Origin of the sequence: Alteraurantiacibacter buctensis (genome assembly GCF_009827655.1) — a bacterium.
Classification (GTDB): Bacteria; Pseudomonadota; Alphaproteobacteria; order Sphingomonadales; family Sphingomonadaceae; genus Alteraurantiacibacter; species Alteraurantiacibacter buctensis.
In genome coordinates this window covers 708,649-727,570 of sequence record NZ_WTYV01000002.1, presented here as the reverse complement: position 1 = coordinate 727,570, position 18,922 = coordinate 708,649, and the positions used below count along the sequence as shown (strand labels likewise).

The 18,922-nt window shown below is 67.0% G+C and carries 19 protein-coding genes; 7 read left to right on the top strand and 12 right to left on the bottom strand.

Translation table 11 applies throughout. The features are described from left to right. Positions 1–5 precede the first annotated feature (5 nt). Entirely contained in the window at positions 6–638 is a 633-nt protein-coding gene (locus tag GRI99_RS08040; protein ID WP_202392979.1) for a peptidylprolyl isomerase, read from the top strand. Positions 639–642: 4 nt separating this feature from the next. On the opposite strand, the gene GRI99_RS08035 is transcribed toward GRI99_RS08040, so the two are convergent. From GRI99_RS08035 to GRI99_RS08025, 3 genes are read right to left on the bottom strand one after another with little or no spacing between them, the layout of a single operon-like run. Then, complete coding sequence (locus tag GRI99_RS08035; RefSeq protein ID WP_160771495.1) at positions 643–930, bottom strand: TehB-like domain-containing protein; 288 nt, start codon at positions 928–930, stop codon at positions 643–645. Next, positions 931–1,386, bottom strand: coding sequence for a hypothetical protein (locus tag GRI99_RS08030; RefSeq protein ID WP_160771494.1), 456 nt, complete (start codon positions 1,384–1,386; stop codon positions 931–933). Beyond that, a complete protein-coding gene (locus GRI99_RS08025; RefSeq protein ID WP_160771493.1) occupies positions 1,379–1,864 on the bottom strand; it encodes a group III truncated hemoglobin in 486 nt (161 codons plus the stop codon). Before GRI99_RS08025 ends, GRI99_RS08030 begins: the two co-directional genes overlap by 8 nt. 81 nt (positions 1,865–1,945) lie before the next feature. Here GRI99_RS08025 and GRI99_RS08020 point away from each other — a divergent pair, with 81 nt between their 5' ends. Then, positions 1,946–2,398, top strand: a complete 453-nt coding sequence (locus GRI99_RS08020; RefSeq protein ID WP_160771492.1) for an RrF2 family transcriptional regulator — start codon at positions 1,946–1,948, stop codon at positions 2,396–2,398. Positions 2,399–2,655: 257 nt separating this feature from the next. Here the strand turns inward: GRI99_RS08020 and GRI99_RS08015 are convergent, their stop codons facing one another. The 4 genes from GRI99_RS08015 to sdhC form a co-directional block, all read right to left on the bottom strand. Beyond that, complete coding sequence (locus tag GRI99_RS08015; RefSeq protein WP_160771491.1) at positions 2,656–4,674, bottom strand: PAS domain-containing protein; 2,019 nt, start codon at positions 4,672–4,674, stop codon at positions 2,656–2,658. Positions 4,675–4,776: 102 nt separating this feature from the next. Further along, positions 4,777–6,600: a succinate dehydrogenase flavoprotein subunit gene (gene sdhA / locus GRI99_RS08010; RefSeq protein WP_160771490.1), complete on the bottom strand. Its 1,824-nt coding sequence runs from the start codon at positions 6,598–6,600 to the stop codon at positions 4,777–4,779. Further along, positions 6,597–7,085, bottom strand: coding sequence for a succinate dehydrogenase, hydrophobic membrane anchor protein (gene sdhD / locus GRI99_RS08005; RefSeq protein WP_160771489.1), 489 nt, complete (start codon positions 7,083–7,085; stop codon positions 6,597–6,599). Before sdhD ends, sdhA begins: the two co-directional genes overlap by 4 nt. 14 nt (positions 7,086–7,099) lie before the next feature. After that, on the bottom strand, positions 7,100–7,480 hold the full coding sequence (gene sdhC / locus GRI99_RS08000; protein WP_160771488.1) for a succinate dehydrogenase, cytochrome b556 subunit: 381 nt from the start codon (positions 7,478–7,480) through the stop codon (positions 7,100–7,102). A 154-nt stretch (positions 7,481–7,634) separates the two neighbouring features. Between sdhC and GRI99_RS07995 the strand changes: the two genes are divergently transcribed. The 5 genes from GRI99_RS07995 to GRI99_RS07975 all read left to right on the top strand — a co-directional run bounded on the left by GRI99_RS07995 (position 7,635) and on the right by GRI99_RS07975 (position 11,721). Then, on the top strand, positions 7,635–8,345 hold the full coding sequence (locus GRI99_RS07995) for an SDR family NAD(P)-dependent oxidoreductase (RefSeq protein ID WP_160771487.1): 711 nt from the start codon (positions 7,635–7,637) through the stop codon (positions 8,343–8,345). Positions 8,346–8,396: 51 nt separating this feature from the next. Next, positions 8,397–9,311: a subclass B3 metallo-beta-lactamase gene (gene bla, locus GRI99_RS07990; protein WP_160771486.1), complete on the top strand. Its 915-nt coding sequence runs from the start codon at positions 8,397–8,399 to the stop codon at positions 9,309–9,311. Next, positions 9,308–10,213 (top strand): 50S ribosomal protein L11 methyltransferase, encoded by a 906-nt coding sequence (locus GRI99_RS07985; RefSeq protein WP_160771485.1) that lies wholly within the window; start codon positions 9,308–9,310, stop codon positions 10,211–10,213. Before bla ends, GRI99_RS07985 begins: the two co-directional genes overlap by 4 nt. A 14-nt stretch (positions 10,214–10,227) precedes the next feature. Next, positions 10,228–10,911: a DUF2459 domain-containing protein gene (locus tag GRI99_RS07980; RefSeq protein WP_337192888.1), complete on the top strand. Its 684-nt coding sequence runs from the start codon at positions 10,228–10,230 to the stop codon at positions 10,909–10,911. A gap of 63 nt (positions 10,912–10,974) precedes the next feature. Next, positions 10,975–11,721, top strand: a complete 747-nt coding sequence (locus GRI99_RS07975; protein WP_237438190.1) for a MauE/DoxX family redox-associated membrane protein — start codon at positions 10,975–10,977, stop codon at positions 11,719–11,721. Here GRI99_RS07975 and GRI99_RS07970 read toward each other — a convergent pair. The 5 genes from GRI99_RS07970 to GRI99_RS07950 all read right to left on the bottom strand — a co-directional run bounded on the left by GRI99_RS07970 (position 11,718) and on the right by GRI99_RS07950 (position 18,879). Continuing rightward, positions 11,718–12,818 (bottom strand): PepSY-associated TM helix domain-containing protein, encoded by a 1,101-nt coding sequence (locus tag GRI99_RS07970; RefSeq protein ID WP_160771484.1) that lies wholly within the window; start codon positions 12,816–12,818, stop codon positions 11,718–11,720. The genes GRI99_RS07975 and GRI99_RS07970 overlap by 4 nt on opposite strands. Continuing rightward, positions 12,818–14,854, bottom strand: a complete 2,037-nt coding sequence (locus GRI99_RS07965; RefSeq protein ID WP_237438189.1) for a TonB-dependent receptor — start codon at positions 14,852–14,854, stop codon at positions 12,818–12,820. The genes GRI99_RS07970 and GRI99_RS07965 overlap by 1 nt, the downstream gene beginning before the upstream one ends. A 42-nt stretch (positions 14,855–14,896) precedes the next feature. Further along, positions 14,897–16,996 (bottom strand): TonB-dependent receptor plug domain-containing protein, encoded by a 2,100-nt coding sequence (locus GRI99_RS07960; RefSeq protein ID WP_160771483.1) that lies wholly within the window; start codon positions 16,994–16,996, stop codon positions 14,897–14,899. Positions 16,997–17,084: 88 nt separating this feature from the next. Then, positions 17,085–17,459, bottom strand: a complete 375-nt coding sequence (locus GRI99_RS07955; protein WP_160771482.1) for a hypothetical protein — start codon at positions 17,457–17,459, stop codon at positions 17,085–17,087. A 13-nt stretch (positions 17,460–17,472) separates the two neighbouring features. Further along, complete coding sequence (locus GRI99_RS07950) at positions 17,473–18,879, bottom strand: MFS transporter (RefSeq protein WP_160771481.1); 1,407 nt, start codon at positions 18,877–18,879, stop codon at positions 17,473–17,475. Between the last annotated feature and the right edge of the window lie 43 nt (positions 18,880–18,922).

The following is an 18,922-nucleotide window of genomic DNA, read 5'->3' as shown; positions in this document are numbered from 1 at the left end:
CCCCCATGTATGGTATAGCCACGCGCATCGCCGCAGCGCTTGCGGCCTTCGTCTCGCTGACAGTTCCGGCGCTCGCGCAGGACCCTGCCACGCCCGCCCCGCGCACTGTGGCGGTGGAATTGCAGACCACCATGGGCACGATCACCGTGGCGCTGGAGGTGGAGCGCGCGCCGATCACCGCGGGCAACTTCCTGCGCTATGTCGACGAGCAACGGCTGGACGGCACGGTATTCTACCGCAGCATGATCCTTGACTGGGAGCCGCACCCCAACGGCCTGATCCAGGGCGGCACCCAGTTCGATCCCGCGCGGATCCTGCCGCCGATCGCGCATGAGCCGACCAGCGTGACCGGCCTGACCCACGGGCGCGGCGCGCTGAGCATGGCCCGCAACGAGCCGGGCAGCGCCAACGGCGATTTCTCGATCCTGCTGCAAGCTCAGCCCAGCATGGATGCGGACCCGGACAATCCCGACCCACTGGGCTATGCCGTGTTCGGCACAGTGGTTGGCGGGATGGACGTGGTGGAAGCCATCCACGCCGCCCCGCGCGATCCGGACAAGGGCGAAGGGTGGATGAAGGGCGAGATGCTGGCCCAGCCGGTGATAATCACCCGCGCCGTGCGGGCGGCGGCGGAATAGGTGGTCAGCCCGCCTGTTGCAGGAAGTCGATCCGCAGGACGAAGTCGTCCGTGAATTCCAGGTGATGCGGAACTTCCGGCGGGATCAGCGCCTGCGCCGGAGCCGCCAGGTCTTCGCTCCGGCTGGAACCATCGTCCCACACCAGCCGCACGGCCCCGGCTTCCAGCGTCAGGTGGCCCCAGCGATCGGGCTTCAGCCGATGTTCCCCCAGCAGCCCGCGGGGCAGCGTATCAGCCGTAAACGGGCCGATCCGCCGCACCAGGGCAAAGCCTGCGGGGATTGCCGGGTCCATTCAGAGCACCACCGCGCAGATCACCGCAATGCCCACGCCGAACAGCGCCACGGCCATCGGCACCACCAGGATCTGGCCATAGACGGCCTTCGCATCCATCGGCCCGCACCAGGTGGGCAGCGCCTCGCCGCGCAGCAGGGGAGATTTCGCGTCCGGCCCCGCCTGCCGGGCAATCACCCGGGCCAGGCCAAAGTACATCGCGGTATAGAGCAGGCTGATAACGATGGCGAACACCGACTGGCCACTGCCGCCCGTGGCGATGGTGATGGCGGCAAAGAACACGCCATAGCTGGCCAGCATCCCCGCCCAGACCGATCGGGGCAGTTCGAACCGGCGCGCTTCCGGCTGGGCCGGCGGCGATGCGTCTGCCTGTTGCACCAATGTAAGCGTTGGCCGCTCTGCCGGGGCGGCAGGTTCGGCATGATCCAACGTGAACTGGCGGGCCTGGTCAAACATGGGGCAGCTCCTTCTTCACCCCGCGAACGGCAAGCCCGTCGCGGTGCATCTCCACGCCGATGAGCAGGCTCTCGGCAATCATCCTGGCCCGCTGGCCGAACAGGGCCGCGCCTTCCGGCTGCGGGCACTCCTGGCGCAGGGTCTGGTAGAACAGGGTGAGCCAGTGGCTGAAATGGGCGTGGTCCAGCCCGGGGATCTGCTGGTGCCTGGCCATCGGGTTGCCGTTGAATTCGGCAGTGCCCAGCAGGATCGAGCGCCAGAACTGCTTCATCCGCGCCAGGTGTGGTGGCCAGTCGGCAATGCGCTGGGTGAAAATCGGACCGAGCAGCTCATCGCCCCGGATGCGGGCGTAGAAGGCCTCCACCACCCGGTCGATCACCACTTCGTCCAGGCCGATAGCCAGCGCTTCGGCCCGCTTGCGGTCACGCACGGCCAGCACATGCTGGCGATGGTCGGTGATGGCTTCAGCAGGATGCATCGGATGCGACTCACAAACAGGTATCTTATGTGCCTGTTTACGCCACTTGCTGATCAAAGCAATATATTATATACCTCTTTTATGCAGTTGAGCCTCCATACCGATTACGCCCTGCGCGTGATGATGCTGCTGGGAGCGACCGGCCAGCAGATGACGATCGACGATATCGCCGCGCGCTACGCCATCTCGCGCAACCACCTGGCCAAGGTGGTGCAGGCCCTTCAGGCGGAAGGTCTGGTGGAAACCCTGCGCGGGCGCGGCGGTGGCTTGCGGCTGGCGCGCGATCCTGCAGATATCGGCATCGGCCAGGTGGTTCGCGGGCTGGAGCGGGTCGACAGCTTCGTATCGTGCATGGGCACCGGCGCGGATTGTTCGATCATTGGCGCGTGCCGCCTGAAGCCGGTGCTGGCTGGCGCGCTGGAGGCCTTTCTTGCACATCTCGACCAGTTCACCCTGGCGGACATGCTGGCGGACCGGCGCGATAGCCTGCTGGAGTTGCTGGCCTTTGCCGAGACGCGTGAGAGCGTCGGCTAGTCCGCCACCGCCTTGCGGCCGAAGCGGTCGCGGGCGGTGCGCTGCACTCTTACCTCCGGCTGTTAGGCGTTGTAAGGCTGGACCATTTTCCAGCCGATGGCATCGCGCGCCTCTGCTGCGGCCGCGGGCAGCGGCTGGGCCAAAGCCCGGTTGACCAAGGCATAGCCGAACAAGATCCAGCCGTTCCGCGCCGCCCAGCCGAAACTGGTGCGATCGCGAGCGCTTGCGAATTACCGGTCCGGCTGCCTTTCGACGCCTCAATCGCTTTCAAGCAGTCCGTTCACCCGGGCCACCAGATCATTGACGGCGAAAGGCTTGGTCAGCACCCTCGTGCCCGGGCCGATATGCCCGTGATTGAGTGCGGCGTTCTCGGCATAACCGGTCACGAACAGCACTTTCAACTCAGGATAGAGTTCGCGCGCCCGATCGGCAACCTGTCGGCCGTTGAGCCCACCGGGCAGGCCAACGTCTGTCACAAGCACTTCGATGTCCTTGTTCTGCTCCAGCACCGCCAGGCCGTTCGGTCCGTCGCCCGCTTCCAGGCAGGTGAAGCCGGCCTCTTCCAGCGATTCGACCACCAGCATGCGTATCAGTGGTTCATCGTCGATCACCAAAACCCGGCGCGTGCCTGCGCTGACCGGTTCGATTGCCTGGGCCTGCGGCTGCTCGGCGACAGCCGCCTCCCCGTGGTGGCGCGGGAGATAGATGCAGACCATGGTGCCTTGTCCAACCTCGGAATAGATGCGCACGTGCCCGTCGCTCTGGCGGGCAAACCCATAAACCATCGACAGGCCCAGACCCGTTCCTTCGCCGATCGGCTTGGTGGTGAAGAAGGGGTCGAACACCTTGTCGATCAGATCCTTTTCGATGCCCGATCCGGTGTCGCTGACGCAGATTGTAACGTATTGCCCTTCGTCAAGCTGCCGCGACTGGGCGGTCCTGCTGTCAATCCACTTGTTGCCCGTCTCGATCGTCAGCAGCCCGCCCATCGGCATGGCATCGCGCGCGTTGATGCACAGATTGAGCAGCGCGTTCTCCAGCTGGTTGTGGTCCACGTTCACCGACCAGAGGCCTGCAGCGGCGACTGATTCCACCTTGATCGCCGGACCAACCGTGCGCCGGACCAGCTCCATCAGATCTGGCAGCAGATCGTTGACCACAACCGGCGTCGGCTCCAGCGTCTGCCGCCGGGCAAAGGCAAGCAGCCGGTGGGTCAGGGCAGCCGCGCGCCGGGTGGCACCCTGAGCCGCGTTAAGATAACGTTCGACATCGCCGGTCTTGCCCTGCGCCAGCCGGGCCGAGATCATTTCCAGCGAGCCGGAAATGCCCATCAGCAGGTTGTTGAAGTCGTGTGCCAGGCCGCCGGTAAGCTGGCCCACGGCTTCCATCTTCTGGGCCTGGCGCAGCGCCTCTTCCGCTTGGGCCAGGCGCTTTTGCTCTTCCAGCCGTTCAGTAACATCATAGCACATCAGATAAGCGCCGATCCGCTCGCCGCCCTGCCCGTGCAAATTGCTGAAGCGCATCTCGTAATAGCGCCGATCGCGCCCCGGATCGCCGAATTCGGCAATATCAGTGTATTCCTCGCCCGCCAGGGCACGCGACCAGACCGATCGCACCTCCTGCTCGGCGGTCGGTCGCCCGGCCACGGCTTCGAACATGTTGGCCCCGGCAGCGGCAGTCACACCGTGAACCCGTTCAAACTCATGCACGGCGGCAGCGTTGATCGCCAGCCAGTTGCCTTCAAGATCAACCACCTGGACAAAGGCATCGGTCTGCTCGACCACGTCAGCCAGCAGCCGTCTTTCCGCCAGCGCCTGGTCCACCCGCTGTTCCAGTGTGCGGTTCAGCTCGCGCAGGTCTTCCTCGGCCTTGCGCCGCGCGCTGATGTCCTGGAACAGGACCGCAACCTGGCGCGCTTCGGGCGGTTCGATCCGGAATGAAGACAGCGACAGGTAACGCCCCGTTTCCTCCAGCTCGCGCTCGAAACGGATCGGTTCGCCCGTAACCAGCACCTTGCGATAGTAGGATACCCAGTCGTTCGCTGCCTGTTCCGACACCATGTTGCGCAGCCGCTGCCCGACCACATCTGGAATTCCCGCATTGCGCTCATAGGCGGCATTGGCGAGAACATGGATATAATCGCTCATCGGTCCGTGAGGACCATCGAGAAATTCTATGACGCAGAATCCCTCGTCCATCGAATCGAACAGTTGCCGGTACACGAGCTCGCGCTGCGTGTAGCCCGAGCCGGGCTCCGGCCATCCGGCTTCGTCCATATGTCAGCAAACCCCCGTTCGTCAGTCATCCGCGAATGGAGGACGTCTGGACGTTCAACAGCCGAAAGGGATGGCGGTTCCCGACAAAACCGAAGCGCAATTCTAGTAAACGCGCTTCTTCGGCTTGATGTACTCGATATCGCCGGTCAGCGTGTACTCGTGGACCGGGCGGTAATCGATCCTGCCCATGCCGCCGGTGCCGCCCCAGCCGTCGAACCAGGCGACGGTGTGCTTCATCCAGTTGGCATCGTCGCGCTCGGGGAAATCCTCGTGCGCGTGGGCGCCGCGGCTTTCCTTGCGGTTTTCCGCGCTGTTCATCGTCACCACGGCCTGGGCCATCAGGTTGTCGAGTTCCAGCGTCTCGATCAGGTCCGAATTCCAGATCAGGCTGCGGTCGGTCACGTGGACATCCTGCAGCCGCTTGTTGGCCTGGTCCATCAGCGCCTTGCCTTCGGCCAGCAGGGCCGAATCGCGGAACACGGCAGCGTGCTTCTGCATGGTCTTCTGCATGTCGGCCCGCACCTGCGCCGTGGGCGACCCGCCGTTGGCGTTGCGGAAGTGGTCCAACCGGCCCAGCGCGAAATCGGCGCTGTCAGCGGCCAGTTGCGGCTGCTTGGCACCGGGCTGCAACAGCGACTTGAGGCGGTGGCCGGTGGCGCGGCCGAAGACCACCAGGTCGATCAGCGAATTGGAGCCCAGGCGGTTGGCCCCGTGGACCGAAACGCAGGCCGCCTCGCCCACGGCGAACAGGCCGGGCACCACGTGATCGGGGTTCCCGTCGGGTCCGATTGTGACCACCTCGCCGTGGTAGTTACAGGGGATGCCGCCCATGTTGTAGTGCACCGTGGGCGTCACCGGCAGCGGCTGGCGCGTCAGGTCGACACCAGCGAAAATCTTGCCGCTTTCGGTAATGCCGGGCAGCCGCTGGGCCAGCACCGTGGGATCGATGTGATCGAGGTGCAGGTAGATGTGGTCCTTCTCCGGCCCCACCCCGCGCCCTTCGCGCATTTCCAGCGCCATCGAGCGGGAGACCACGTCGCGGCTGGCGAGGTCCTTGGCGGAAGGCGCATAGCGTTCCATGAACCGCTCGCCCTCGGAATTGGTGAGGTAGCCGCCCTCGCCCCGCGCGCCTTCGGTAATCAGCACGCCCGCGCCATAGATGCCTGTGGGGTGGAACTGCACGAATTCCATGTCCTGCAGCGGCAGGCCCGCGCGCAGCACCATGCCGCCGCCGTCACCGGTGCAGGTGTGGGCGGAAGTGGCGGTGAAGTAGCAACGGCCATAGCCGCCGGTGGCCAGCACCACGGCCTGGGCTCGGAAGCGATGGATCGTGCCATCGTCCAGGCACATGGCGATCACGCCCACGCAGCGCTTGTTGGCGCCCTCGCCGTCCATGATCAGGTCGATGGCGAAATATTCGATGAAGAAGTCCGCGTCATACTTTAGGCTCTGCTGGTAGAGCGCGTGAAGCATGGCATGGCCGGTGCGGTCCGCCGCGGCGGCGGTGCGCTGCACGGGTGGGCCTTCACCCATGTTCTGCATGTGGCCGCCGAAGGGACGCTGGTAGATCGTGCCATCGGCATTGCGGCTGAACGGCACGCCGGCATGTTCCAACTCATAGACCGCAGCGGGGGCCTCGCGCGCTAGGTATTCGATCGCGTCCTGGTCACCCAGCCAGTCGGACCCCTTGACGGTGTCGAACATGTGCCAGGTCCAGTGGTCCGGGCTGTTGTTGCCCAGGCTGGCCGCGATGCCGCCCTGCGCCGCCACGGTGTGGCTGCGGGTGGGGAACACCTTGGTGATGCAGGCGGTCTTCAGCCCGGCTTCCGCCGCGCCCATCGTGGCGCGCAGGCCCGATCCGCCCGCGCCGACGACCACCACGTCAAAGGTGTGGTCGATGATCTTGTATGCGGCCTGCGTGCTCACTGTACGCCTCCCGGTGCGCCACCAGGCACGCCCATCATCTGCATCTGCTGCATCTGCTGCATCATCTGGCCCAGCTGCTGCTGGACATCTTCCTGCGTCAGCGTGTCCTGGTGGGTCACAAGCTGGATCACGCTGATCACGCCATAGGTGGCGCCGGTGGCGGCCAGCAGGTCCATCACCAGCAGCAGGGCGAACTTGTTGCTTTCCACGTGGACATAGTCCTCGATAACCACCTGCAGGCCCAGCCGGGCGTGCCACAGCGTGGTGACCACGAACAGCACCGCCACGGTGGCCGGAAAGGGCTTGGCCAGCCACGCGGTGACCGTCTCGTATCCCAGGTCCGGCAGCGCGATGATGCTGACCGCCAGGAAGATGCTGCACAGCATGTTGCCGGCAGCCAGCACGTGCTGGCGCATCCATTCGCCCGAGCCGTGCCGCGCAGAGCCAAGGCCGCGAACCTTGCCCAGCCGAGTTCCGTTACCCATTGCCCGCGCCCCTCTTACACAAACCAGACCGCGGCCCAGAAGCCCACGGTCAGCACCACGGCGATGACGATCGAGAGGACCGACCAGCGCTTGTTGGTATCCAGTTCAAAACCCGCGCCCATATCCAGCACGAAGTGGCGGATGCCGCTGCACAGGTGGTTGAAGAAGGCCCACGACAGGCCCACCAGCACCACCATGCCATACCAGGAATTGGCCTGCTCCTGGAACGTGGCATAGGCTTCCGGCCCCGCCGCCAGCGCACCCAGCCACCACAGCAGCACCGGGATGCCGACCAGCGCCATGCCATCGCCTGTAATCCGGTGCAGGATCGAGACCAGCATGTGCGGCCCCCATTTCCAGATGGTGAGATGCGGCGATAAGGGTCTTGTGGCCATGCCCCGGCTCCAATCGAGTCCTTCGCGTGCGCGCCCCGCACACGCTGTTGCGCCCCACTTAGCGGATAGCAGCCGTGAGGCAAGCGGCCCTTGGGCGGTATTTTTCCCCGTGCCGCCCTTTCTCTTGCGCGATGGGCCAGCTAGGCTGGCGGGCATGACCACGATCCTTGTAACCGGCAGTTCCCGCGGCATAGGGGCGGCCATCGCGGCGGGCCTGGCTGCGCGCGGCGCCACGGTGATCGGCCATGCCACGCGCGCGGTGGACGCAGGTACGATTGCCGCCGATTTCGCCGAGCCCGCCGCCCCGCACATGCTGTGGGCCGAGGCGCTGGAGCGCAGCGGCGGACAGGTGGACGTGCTTATCAACAACGCCGGCCTGTTCGAAGCCAGCCCGCTGGACGCCAGCGACATCGCCTGGCTGGACCGGTGGGAGGATACCCTGCGGATCAACCTGACCAGCGCGGCGCAACTCAGCCGCTATGCCGTGCGCCACTGGCGTGAACGGGGCTTGGCGGGCCGCATCGTCCACGTGGCCAGCCGCGCGGGCCACCGGGGGGATTCGCCCGAGCACTGGCACTATGCCGCGGCCAAGGGCGGGATGCTGGCGCTGCACAAGACCATCGCCCGCGCCTATGCGGCCGAAGGGATCCTCAGCTTCGCGATCACGCCGGGTTTCACCGATACCGCGATGGCCGGGGATTACCTGGCCAGCCGGGGCGGCGCGGGGCTGTTGCAGGACATTCCGCTGGGCCGCGTGGCGACGCCGGAGGAGATTGCGCAAATTGCCGTATTCTGCGCGCTGGATGCCCCTGCCAGCATGACCGGCGCCACCATCGATGCCAATGGCGCCAGTTATGTTCGCTAGGACCGCAAAAGCGCGCATGACGGCGGCGCGTTACGCTGCCAAAGGACCTGCATGAAAGCTCTCCCCATCACGCTCTGCGCCGCCCTGGCTCTGGCTTCCTGCGCGCCCGCTCCCGCGCCGTCGCAGTCCGTTGCGGCGCAGGTAGTCACGCCTGCCCAATGGGTCGCCGCCTGTGCCGATGCGCCGCAGGGGAGCGATGGCTGGGTCAAGCCCGCTCCGCCGACGCGAATCTACGGCAACACGTACATGGTCGGCACCTGCGGGATCACCGCGCTGCTGGTGGTGACCGATGACGGGGCCGTGCTGCTCGATACCGGCATGCCCGAGGCCGCCCCGCTGATCGCCGCGAATATCGAGAAAGTCGGTGTCCGGCTGGCAGATGTGAAGTGGCTGCTGTCCAGCCACGAACATCTCGACCACGTTGGTGCCACCGCGGAATTGCAGCGGATGACCGGCGCGCTGACTGCCGCGCTGGAACCCGCCCGCCAGCCGCTGCAGACGGGCGAGCCTTGGCCCTATGACCCGCAGGCCACCATCATCCCGCGCTTCACCGGGTTCGCTATCGACAGCGTGATCCAGGATGGCGGATCGATCACCCTGGGCGACACCACGTTCGTGGCCCACTCCAACCCCGTGCACACCCCCGGCTCCACCAGCTGGACCTGGCAATCGTGCGAAGGCAGCCGGTGCCAGACGATGGCCTACATGGATTCGCTGAGCACCCCGGCGGCGGACGACTATCGCTTCACCGACCACCCGGACTATGTGGCCGGTGTGCGCGCCGCCTTTGCCAAGGCCGCCACAGTGCCGTGCGGCGTGCTGATCACACCCCACCCGGAGGCGAGCAACCTGGCCGCCCGCCTGTCAGGCAGTGCGCCGCTGGCCGATCCCGCGGGATGCGCCGCCTATGCCGCGCGGGCGGAAGCCACTTTCGCCACGCGCCTTGCCGGTGAAGCACGGCCATGAGCTGGAAACTGGTCGCCCACGCAAGCAAGGAATTGGTCGAAGCCGCGCTGGAGCGGCGGGACGAGGCGTGGGACTGGGACGAGGACGTGGTCCTGACCGGCTACGAGATCGCCCCCGACCGGCCTGATGACTGGGTGCTGGACGCCTATACCCCCGGCAAGCCCACCAAGGCCCAGACGCAGGCCGTGGCCGCGCTGTTCGATGCCCCCGCCCCCGCGCTGACGGCGGAGAAGCTGCCCGACGCGGACTGGGTGGTGGAAAGCCAGAAGGGCGTGGACCCTATCCGCGCCGGGCGCTTCTTCGTCCACACGCCCGACCACGCCCCCTGCGCGGAAGCAGGTGTAACCAGCTTCTGCATCCCCGCCGCACAGGCTTTCGGCACCGGCCAGCACGCCACCACCTGGGGCTGCCTGGCCATGCTCGATACGATGAAACGGCAGGGGCTGGTGATCCGCAATGTGGCCGATATCGGCACCGGCACGGGCCTGCTGGCCTTTGCCGCGATGGTCCTGTGGCCGCACGCCAAGGCCAGCGCCAGCGACATCGATCCGGTATGCCTACCCGCCGTGGAGGAGAACGCCGCGCTCAACGGCTTTACCATGGGTACCGAGCCCGGCGCGCTGGCGATGGTGGTGGCGGAAGGGATGGCGGACGAGTTCCTGCAAGCCCGCGCGCCCTATGACCTGCTGATCGCCAACATCCTGGCCGGGCCGCTGATCGACCTGGCACCGGACTTTGCCGCTTCCGTTTGCGAGCGGGGGCATATTGTCCTGTCCGGCCTGCTGGTAACGCAGGAGGCGGCGGTGCTGGCGGCCTATCGCAAGGCGGGCTTCCGCCTGCAACAGCGACTCCACCGGGGGGACTGGGCCGTGCTGTGGCTGCGCCAGCGCTATCGCGGGTAAGGCTGGCCGCAAGCGTGCTGGCCCGCATCCTGGCGGGCATGGCGCTGGCGGCGGGGCTGTTCGTGCTGGCCGGCTGGGCCGGAGCGCTGATCCCGCGCAATAACGATGCCGATAGCGCTGCCGGACCTCGCGCTGACGGCGTGGAAGTCATGGTCGAGACCAACGGCATCCACACCGCCATCGTCATGCCCATGGTCACGCAGGACGTGGACTGGCGGCAGGATTTTCCCGGCGTGGCGCTGGCGCGCGGGGGCGAGATGCCCACCCACGTCTCGATCGGCTGGGGCGAGCGCGAGGTATTCCTCGACACGCCCACCTGGGGTGACCTGAAGATCGGCACGGCGCTGCGGATCGCCTTTGCCGGGGGGCCTTCGGTGATGCGCGTGGCCAGCTATGTCCGCCCCGCCCCCGGCCCGGACCACCGTCCGGTGGTAATCAGCCGCGCGGGCTACCGGCGACTGGCCCGCTCGATCCGTGCCAGCCTGCCCGATGCCGGCGGCGGCCCGCGCCAGCCATTGCGCGGGGTGGAGAGGGGAGACACCTATTACGCAGCGCTGGGCCACTATACCCTGGCCAATTCCTGCAACACCTGGACCGGCGAACGGCTGGCCGATGCCGGCCTGCCGATGGGCCGATGGACGCCGTTTGCCGGCGGCGTGATGCGCTGGATCGAACCACCGGCCACGCCCGGGCCTTGAAACTGTCACGCCCTGCTCCATATACCCCCCTAGGGTATATTCCGGAATGGGGAAGCGACAGTCATGGCAAGCGACGGGAAGACGGCGGTGCTGCACCGCATGGTGCTGGAACATCACACCTGCCCGTACGGGCTGAAAGCGCGGCACCTGCTGCGCTCGCGCGGCTACCGGGTGGAGGATCACGTGCTGACCACGCGCGAGCAGGTGGACGCTTTCAAGGCGCAGCATGGTGTCGCCACCACGCCGCAGGTGTTCATCGATGGCCAGCGTATCGGCGGGTTCGACGACCTGCGACGCCACTTCGGCCTTGCCGTGCCGGACAAGGATGCCGTCAGCTATCGTCCCGTGCTGGCCCTGTTCGCCATGGCCGCGGCGATGGCGGGCGCGCTGAGCTGGCACATGAGCGGCACCGTGCTGACCGTGGCTGCGGCGGAATGGTTCGTCAGCCTGTCGATGTGCCTGCTCGCCCTGCTCAAGCTGCAGGATGTGGAGGCCTTCGCCACCATGTTCCTCAACTATGACCTGCTGGCCAGACGCTGGGTGCCATACGGGCGCGTCTATCCCTATGGCGAAGCGCTGGCGGGCGTGCTGATGACGGCCCACGCCCTGCCCTGGCTGTCGATCCCGGTGTCGCTGTTCATCGGCACGATCGGCGCGGTCAGCGTGTTCAAGGCGGTCTACATCGACAAGCGCGAGCTGAAATGCGCCTGCGTGGGCGGCAGTTCGAAAGTGCCACTGGGCTTTGTGTCCCTAACCGAGAACCTGGCGATGATCGGGATGGGCTTGTGGATGCTGGCGAAGCTGGCCTAGCGCGCCCGGCCCCGCCAGCGCAGCCAGCCGGTGACGAACAGCAGCAGCGGCACCAGCCCGGCAAGGAAGGCCAGCAGCCGGCCCCATATGCCCCCGGCGGAGCCATCGTGCAGCGGGTGGAGCCACAGGTTGACCGTGCCTCCTGCCCCCGCCGCACGGGCATCGTGGATGGCAAGCACCCGCCCGGTCGCCGCATCCACCCACGCATAGCTGTGCGGGAAGCGGAACGACGGGTCGCCCGCCACCTGCATCCGCAGGCGATAGAATCCGCCGCTGGCTGGCGGTGTCTCGATCCAGGCCACCCGCGCGCCGGGCAAGCTCTTGAGCGCGGCAGCCACGGCTCCGCTGGGCCGAATGGCCACCCCGCCGCTGCCGTGGTCATGGACATGCGGCATGGCCACTACCGGCAGGCCCGCTGCCGCCAGCGCGGCGTCACTTTCCTCCTGCAGGGCGAGCATGATCCCCGTCACGGTCAGGATCAGCAGGAAGGCCAGGCCACCCAGACCCGCCAGCTTGTGCCAGTCACGCAGGGCCCGCTGGCGCGCCGCGTGGCGCTTGAAGCGCAGCGCCTTGCGCCAGGAGCCGCGCGGCCACCAGGCCCACAGGCCGGACAGCATCAGTGCCAGCAACACGAAGCCACTCCAGCCCACCACCTTGCCCCCCGTCTCGCCCAGCAGCAGGCGATAGTGCAGGTCATAGATGAAGGTGACGGCGTACTCCCCCCAATAGTCGCGCCGCAGCACCCGCGCGCCATCGGGGCTGAGCCAGACCATCATCGGGCGGAAGGCGTGCCCCTCCCGCTCGGGCGGGTTGTAATAGCGCGCCGGGATCGCGCCCCGCCCGCCGGTCACCTCCAGCCGCCACGGCCCGGCCTTGTCGGGAAACTCCGCGCGCAGGGTGGCCAGTACGCGGTCGAAATCGGGGGGCCCCTCGCCCTCCGCCCGCAGTTCGGGATGCAGCACGGCATCCAGTTGCGGGTAGAAGACGAGGATCGATCCGGTCAGCCCCAGGAGGACCAGCAGCGCACCCGCGCCCAGCCCCAGCCACAGGTGCAGCCTTCGCACGGCATGGCGCAACCGGTCCCCCCGCTGGCGCATCAGTAGCGGGCCCGCAGGCTGAGCGTGACGTTGCGGCCATCGGCCGGGCTGTGCAACGTCTGCGCGCCGTCCCACCAGACGTATTCGTAGTAGGCGCTGGTGATGTTCTTCACCGCCAGGCCCAGGTCCAGGTGTTCGGTCAGGGCGTAAAGGGCCGTCACGTCGAACGCGGTCATCCCGCCCCAGCGGCCCTCGGCATTGGCACTGGTCAGGTCATACTTGCTGGCCCCGCGCCCGGCAAACAACAGGGTGAGGCCGCCGACCGGCTGCACCTCCACCCCGCCGGACCACAGCCATTCGGGCGTGTGGTCGATGCGGTTGCCCAGGTATTGCGGCGTGGCGGCGGGCGGCACGGTGATCACCGCCTTCTGCCAGGCCAGGGCGCCCCACAGGCTGAGGCCCTGCACGGGTGACAGGCTGGCCTGCACGTCCAGCCCCTTGCGGCGGGTGGCCCCCACGTTCTCGAAATCGCCCAGCGGATCGTTGAGCTTGCGGGCAATCTCGCCGCTGGCGGTCTGCTGCCACCAGGCCACGCGCGCCTGGACGGCATCGCCCACCTCGTACTTCGCGCCCAGTTCCCACCCCTCGTTGATGGACGGGTCAAGGTCCACCAGCCGCGGCGGGATCAGGTAGGCACCCGAAGCGAGGCCGATCTGGTAGGTCTTGCCCCAGTTGCCATAAAGCGTCAGCCCCGCCAGCGGCAGCACGGCGACGGACAGCTTGGGCTGGTCGATGCTGCCATAATCGTTGATCGGCGCGCCGGTGCTGTTCAAGCGGTTGGCAAAGGTGCCATCCACCCAATCGATCCGGTACGCAGGCGTGATCCGCAGCCAGTCGGCCGGTTCGATGATCGCCTGCACATAGGCCCCGCCCACGGTCAGGTCATACTGCTGGTTGCGCGTCTGGCTGGTGGGCACGCGGGCGACCGAGAGCCAGCGCAGCGACTGGTTGTCCTGCCACTGCACATCGCCGCCCGCCTCCAGCATCAGCGGCACGCCGGCCATGCCACCGTGCCAGTGCAGCGCGGTCATCGCGCCGTAATGGTCCTCGATCGTCAGCCGCCGCTGCTGCGAGGCCCCGGCGGAGAATTTCACGTAACGGTCATCGTGCAGGCGGTTGAGGTAGAACGTGCTCGACCAGTCCAGCGCGGGCGAGAAGGTCACGTCCGCCGTCAGGCCATATTGCTGCATCTCGCGCGCATCGGCATCGGTCGCGTTGTAGGCATTGGTCATCTGCGGATCGCGGCGACTGTCGGCAAAAGTCAGGTAGCCGGGTTCTTCGGCATTGCCCTTGTAGTACCGGGCAATGGCCCCCAGCCGCACTTCCTCGGTCAGGTTCAGCCCCCAGCGGCCCGACAGGCTCAGCCGGTCGAAGTTGCCGTGATCGCGGTACCCCTCGCCATCGCGGTAGCCGACCATGTAGTTCTGGCTCAGCCTGCCGCGCTCGATGCCCACCGCCACCTGGCCCTCGTAGGTCTCGTAGCTTCCAATGGAGCCCCGCGCGTCCACGTAGTTGCCGCCGCTGCGGGTGATGATGTTGGCACTGCCGCCGATGGCGTGGAGGCCAAAGCGCGGATCGGATGTGCCGCGCACCACCTCGATCCCGGCCACGTTCAGCGGAAACATCATGTCGATCCAGGGCATGTTGCCATCGTTGCTGTTCGACGGAATGCCATCCACCAGCAGCTTGACCGCGTTGATCGTGCCTTCGCCGTTGAAGCCGCGCAGCGAGAACTTGCCGCTGGTCGTGCCCTGGTTGAAATCGGTCACCTGCACGCCGGGCATCCGCCCGACCAGTTCCCAGACGTTATCGACATCGGAGCCTTGCGCCACGTCACCGCCCAGCACGTCGACCGAGGTGAGCACGTTGGCGGAGCTGCCCGCCATGCCGCGCGCGGTGACGACGATGGTGCCGACCGAAAAGGTGGTATCGGCGGTGGTGCCGGGGGCTTCTTCGTGGTGGACCTGCGCCAGGGCACAGACGGGAGTGAGGCTGGTGGCAAGCGCCAGGGCCGCCATCATTGTGGTGTTTTTCATCGGTACGGGTTCCTCGATCAGAGGGTAATGGGATGATCTGGTTCAGAAGCTGGCGCTGGCCCGCGCCCACAGGCCGCGCCCGGCACCGGGCAGGCGCTGTCCCAGGGGAACATCGGACACACCAACGCGGTTGAGCCCGGCAAGATGCGGCTGGTAGAACGCGTCGAACAGGTTCTCGACACCCGCCTCCAGCCGGATAGCGCTGCTCAGGGCGTAACTGGCGAACAGGCCGAACACGGCATAGCCGTCGCTGGGCGTCTCGCCATTGGTGGCAGAGACCATGCGCTGGTTGTCCGCAGCGGTCATTTCCGCGCCCAGCGTCCAGCGCTCGGCCTGCCACAGCGCCGCCAGGCGCAGCGACAGGGGCGGCACGCGGTAGAGATTGTCCACCGTATCACGCCGCTTGCCGCGCACCCAGCTGCTGGTGCCATCAACCTGCAGGTGATCGGTCAGCCTAGCGCTGAAATCGAAATCCAGCCCGTAAAGTTGGGCATCGGTGTTGCGGAACATCAACGGCGTGGCATCGCCGTTCATGCTGGCGACCATCTCCACCGGGCTGTTGATGACCCCCGGCGAGGCATCGAACGCCGTGCCCTGGATGTAATGGTCAATCCGGCGATAGAACAACGTGGGGCGCATGGTCACCGGGCCGCTGTCCAGATCAAAGCCGGCCTCGGCAATCCACGCCACTTCCGGCCGCAGGGCCTGGTTGCCCACATAGATGTTGCCATCGGCCAGGCCATAGCTGGCCTCGGTCGGCAGCCAGGCGAAGCGCTCCAGCAGGCTGGGCACGCGGGTCTTGCGCGCCAGGTTCAGGCGCGGAGTAACCTCGTCACCCGGCAGCCAGATACGCAGCGCGGCATCCACGGTGGTATCCCCTGCCCGGCGGGCACTGGCGGCAAAGGCATTGGCCAGTGTCACCGGGCCACCCGTGACCGCGGTGCCCAGCACGGGCGTGGCAACCCGCTGGCGGGTGCGATCAAGGCGTGCGCCCAGCTCCCATTCCACCTGTCCGCTGCCATGCCGCCACTGGATGAAACCGCCGGCACGGTCCCCCTGCGACAGAGGCTGGGCCGTGATACTGAAGGCTGCGTTGGCCGGGTTGGTGATGACCACCGTCTTGTCGATCCACTCGGCATCGCCGCCCAGCAGGATATGGCGACCCGCCGATCCGATCCGCAGGCTGGCATCGGCAGTGGTGGTATCGGCCTGGGCAAAGCTGGCCCGAGGCACGGCGGCAACCGGGCGGCGCAGGGTCTGGTTGTCCATCAGGTGGCCCACGGTGACCCGGCCAAGGCGCACCTGCAGGCCCACATTGTCAGCCAGATCGCCACGCCAGCCGGCCTGGAAGAAGTTGGTGTTGAAATAGACGATGTCCAGCGCGAACGGCGGGTTGCCCGAAGGATCGGTTTCGCTGCGGCGGTACTCGGCAAACAGTTCGCCCTGCCCCAGCCGGATGCCGCCGTGAACGCCGTACAGGGTGCGTTCGAACGACGTGCCGCCAGCCCTGCCGCCGGCAAAGCGGTAGTCGCTGCCTTCCTCGCGACTGGCGATAACCCCCAGCCGGACGGTGGAGGTGGCCAGGGCCAGCAGGCCGCCGGCGGCATGGCTTTCATCGACGCTGCGATACTGGGCTGCCGCCTGGCCGTGGACCTCCACGCCGGAACCGCCGGCAAAGTGGGCCTGCAGCAATTGTGCATCGATCGCACCAGCCAGGGCCGGGCCATCGGACACCGGCGACACACCGCGCGCAATGGCGATGCTCTCGACCAGGATCGAAGGGGCATAGTGCATTGGCGGGTCCATCGCGTTGGGACCGCCGGTGGCAAAGCGCTGGCCGTTGATGGTGCCGGTCACCCGCTCACCAAACAGCCCGCGATAGCTGAGCTGGCCCGACAGCGCGCCGTTGCCCACGGCCGCTGCCCCCGGTGCCCGGGCGGCAATGGCCACGGCATCGGCCGGCAGCGCGATCTGTCGCGGGGCGTCGATGATGTCGGTGGTCTCGTCAGGCTTGGGCGAAGCGGTGACGACAATGACGTCGGTGGCGATGTCAGCGGTCTGTTGCTGGGCAACGGCGGGGGTGGCCGCAAGCGTGGCAGGCACCAGCGCACTGGCGCAGCGCAAAAAGGTCTGGAAAGTCATGCAAAATCTCGTCTCGACAAGCGTGAGCGTGGTCAAGTGGCCGGATCATGCCGCAAGGGCAGGACGGGCAATTGCCGTGGCGGTCGTGTCAGGCGAGGTGCGGCGGCCCCGTTGCAGGCGGCAGGTGGTGCGGGCTGGCGGGTGACAGGGCGCGTTCACGCACCGCGTCATAGGGCGCCGGAGCAAGCAGCGGCAGCGGCAGCGGGGCTACGCCCTCGGGCGGGGCGGCGGCGCTCTGGTGCCCGGCAAAGGCGCAAGGGTCGGCCTTGCTGTCCGCCTGTTTGGGGCCCTTCCCGTCCTTGAACGGGATCGTCATCGTCATGTCGGAATTGCACATGGCGATGGTCACGCCTTCGCCGCCACGCTCCAGCATGAAGCCTTGCGGCACCACGGCGCGCACCAGCAGGGCTACTGCCAGCAGCAGCATGGCCAGGTGTCGGCGGTGAGGCAGGGCGATTCGCATCACAGCCGCGCCTTTACGCCTCCACGCCGGCTTTGCCAGCGGGAATGAGCGCGCCCTGCCCCTGCCAGCCCGGCCCGGCCATGCGTGACAGCACCAGTGTCAGCACGGCATTGGTCGCCGCCAGCCCGGCCAGCACCACGAAGGCCATGGTGCTATCCCCCCCGTTGGCATCGCGGATCGATCCGATGAGGTCCGGCCCGAAGAAGCCGCCCAGGTTGCCCAGCGCGTTGATCAGGGCAATCCCGCCTGCCGCCGCCGCGCCCGACAGGAAACTGGTGGGGAACGACCAATAGATCGTCTGCCAGCACAGCACGCCTGCCCCCACCATCGCCAGCGCCAGTAGCGCCAGCGCCACGTGCCCGCCGCCGAAGGCCAGCAGCAGCATGCCCGCGCAGGCGGTAAGCGAGCCGCTGACCGCGTGCCAGGTGCGCTCGCCCGTCCGGTCCGAATGGCGCGCCCAGTAGATCATCACCAGGGCGATCACGCTCCACGGGATCATGCTGAGCAGGCCCACGCCGAAGTAGTCATCGGGGGCCAGCCCCACTTCCTGGATGATCGTGGGCATCCAGAAGCTCAAGGCATAGAACCCGGCGTTGAGGCAGAAGAACGCGAAGGCGAACAGCCACACGCGCACATCGCGGAACAGGTCCGCCACGCCGTGCCGGGTGCCGCGCGCGGCCTTGCCGTCTTCCTCTTCGGCCAGCCGTTGCAGCACCAGAGCGCGCTCGTCATCGGCCAGCCAGCGGGCCTTGTGCGGGCCATCGGGCAGCGCGGCCAGCACCACCAGCCCCATCAGCACGGAAGGAATGCCCTCCACCACGAACAGCCACTGCCACCCGCGCCAGTCCGCCAGCCCGTCCATGAACTGCATGATCGCACCCGATACCGGCGAGCCGACAATGTTGGAAAAGGCGATGGCCGACATGAACAGGGCGATGATGTGCGCCCGCCGCGCTGCGGGAAACCAGAAGGTGAGATACAGGATTACGCCGGGATAGAACCCCGCCTCGGCCAGCCCCAGCATGAAGCGCAGGAAATAGAAGGTGAATTCCGCATCGTTGAGGCCGAACAGCGGCGCCACCGGACCCCAGTGGATCATCCCCGTAAAGGCGAAGGCGGCCGAGATCAGCCCCCAGGTGATCATGATCCGTGCGATCCAGATGCGCGCGCCGATCCGCCGCAGCAACAGGTTGCTGGGCACTTCGAACAGGAAATAGCCCAGGAAGAAGATCCCCGCCCCCGCGCCGTAGACCGCATCGCTCAGGGCCAGGTCGCCGGCCATCTGCAGCTTGGCAAAGCCCACGTTCACCCGGTCCAGGTAGGCCACGAAATAGCCCACGAACAGGATCGGCAGCAGCCGCCGCGCCACCTTGCGATAGGTGGCGGCCTCCAAGCCTGCCGCCACGGGTGCCTGTGCCATGTCCCTCTCCCCTTTTCGGGCGGGGCTAACACTATTTGTCCGA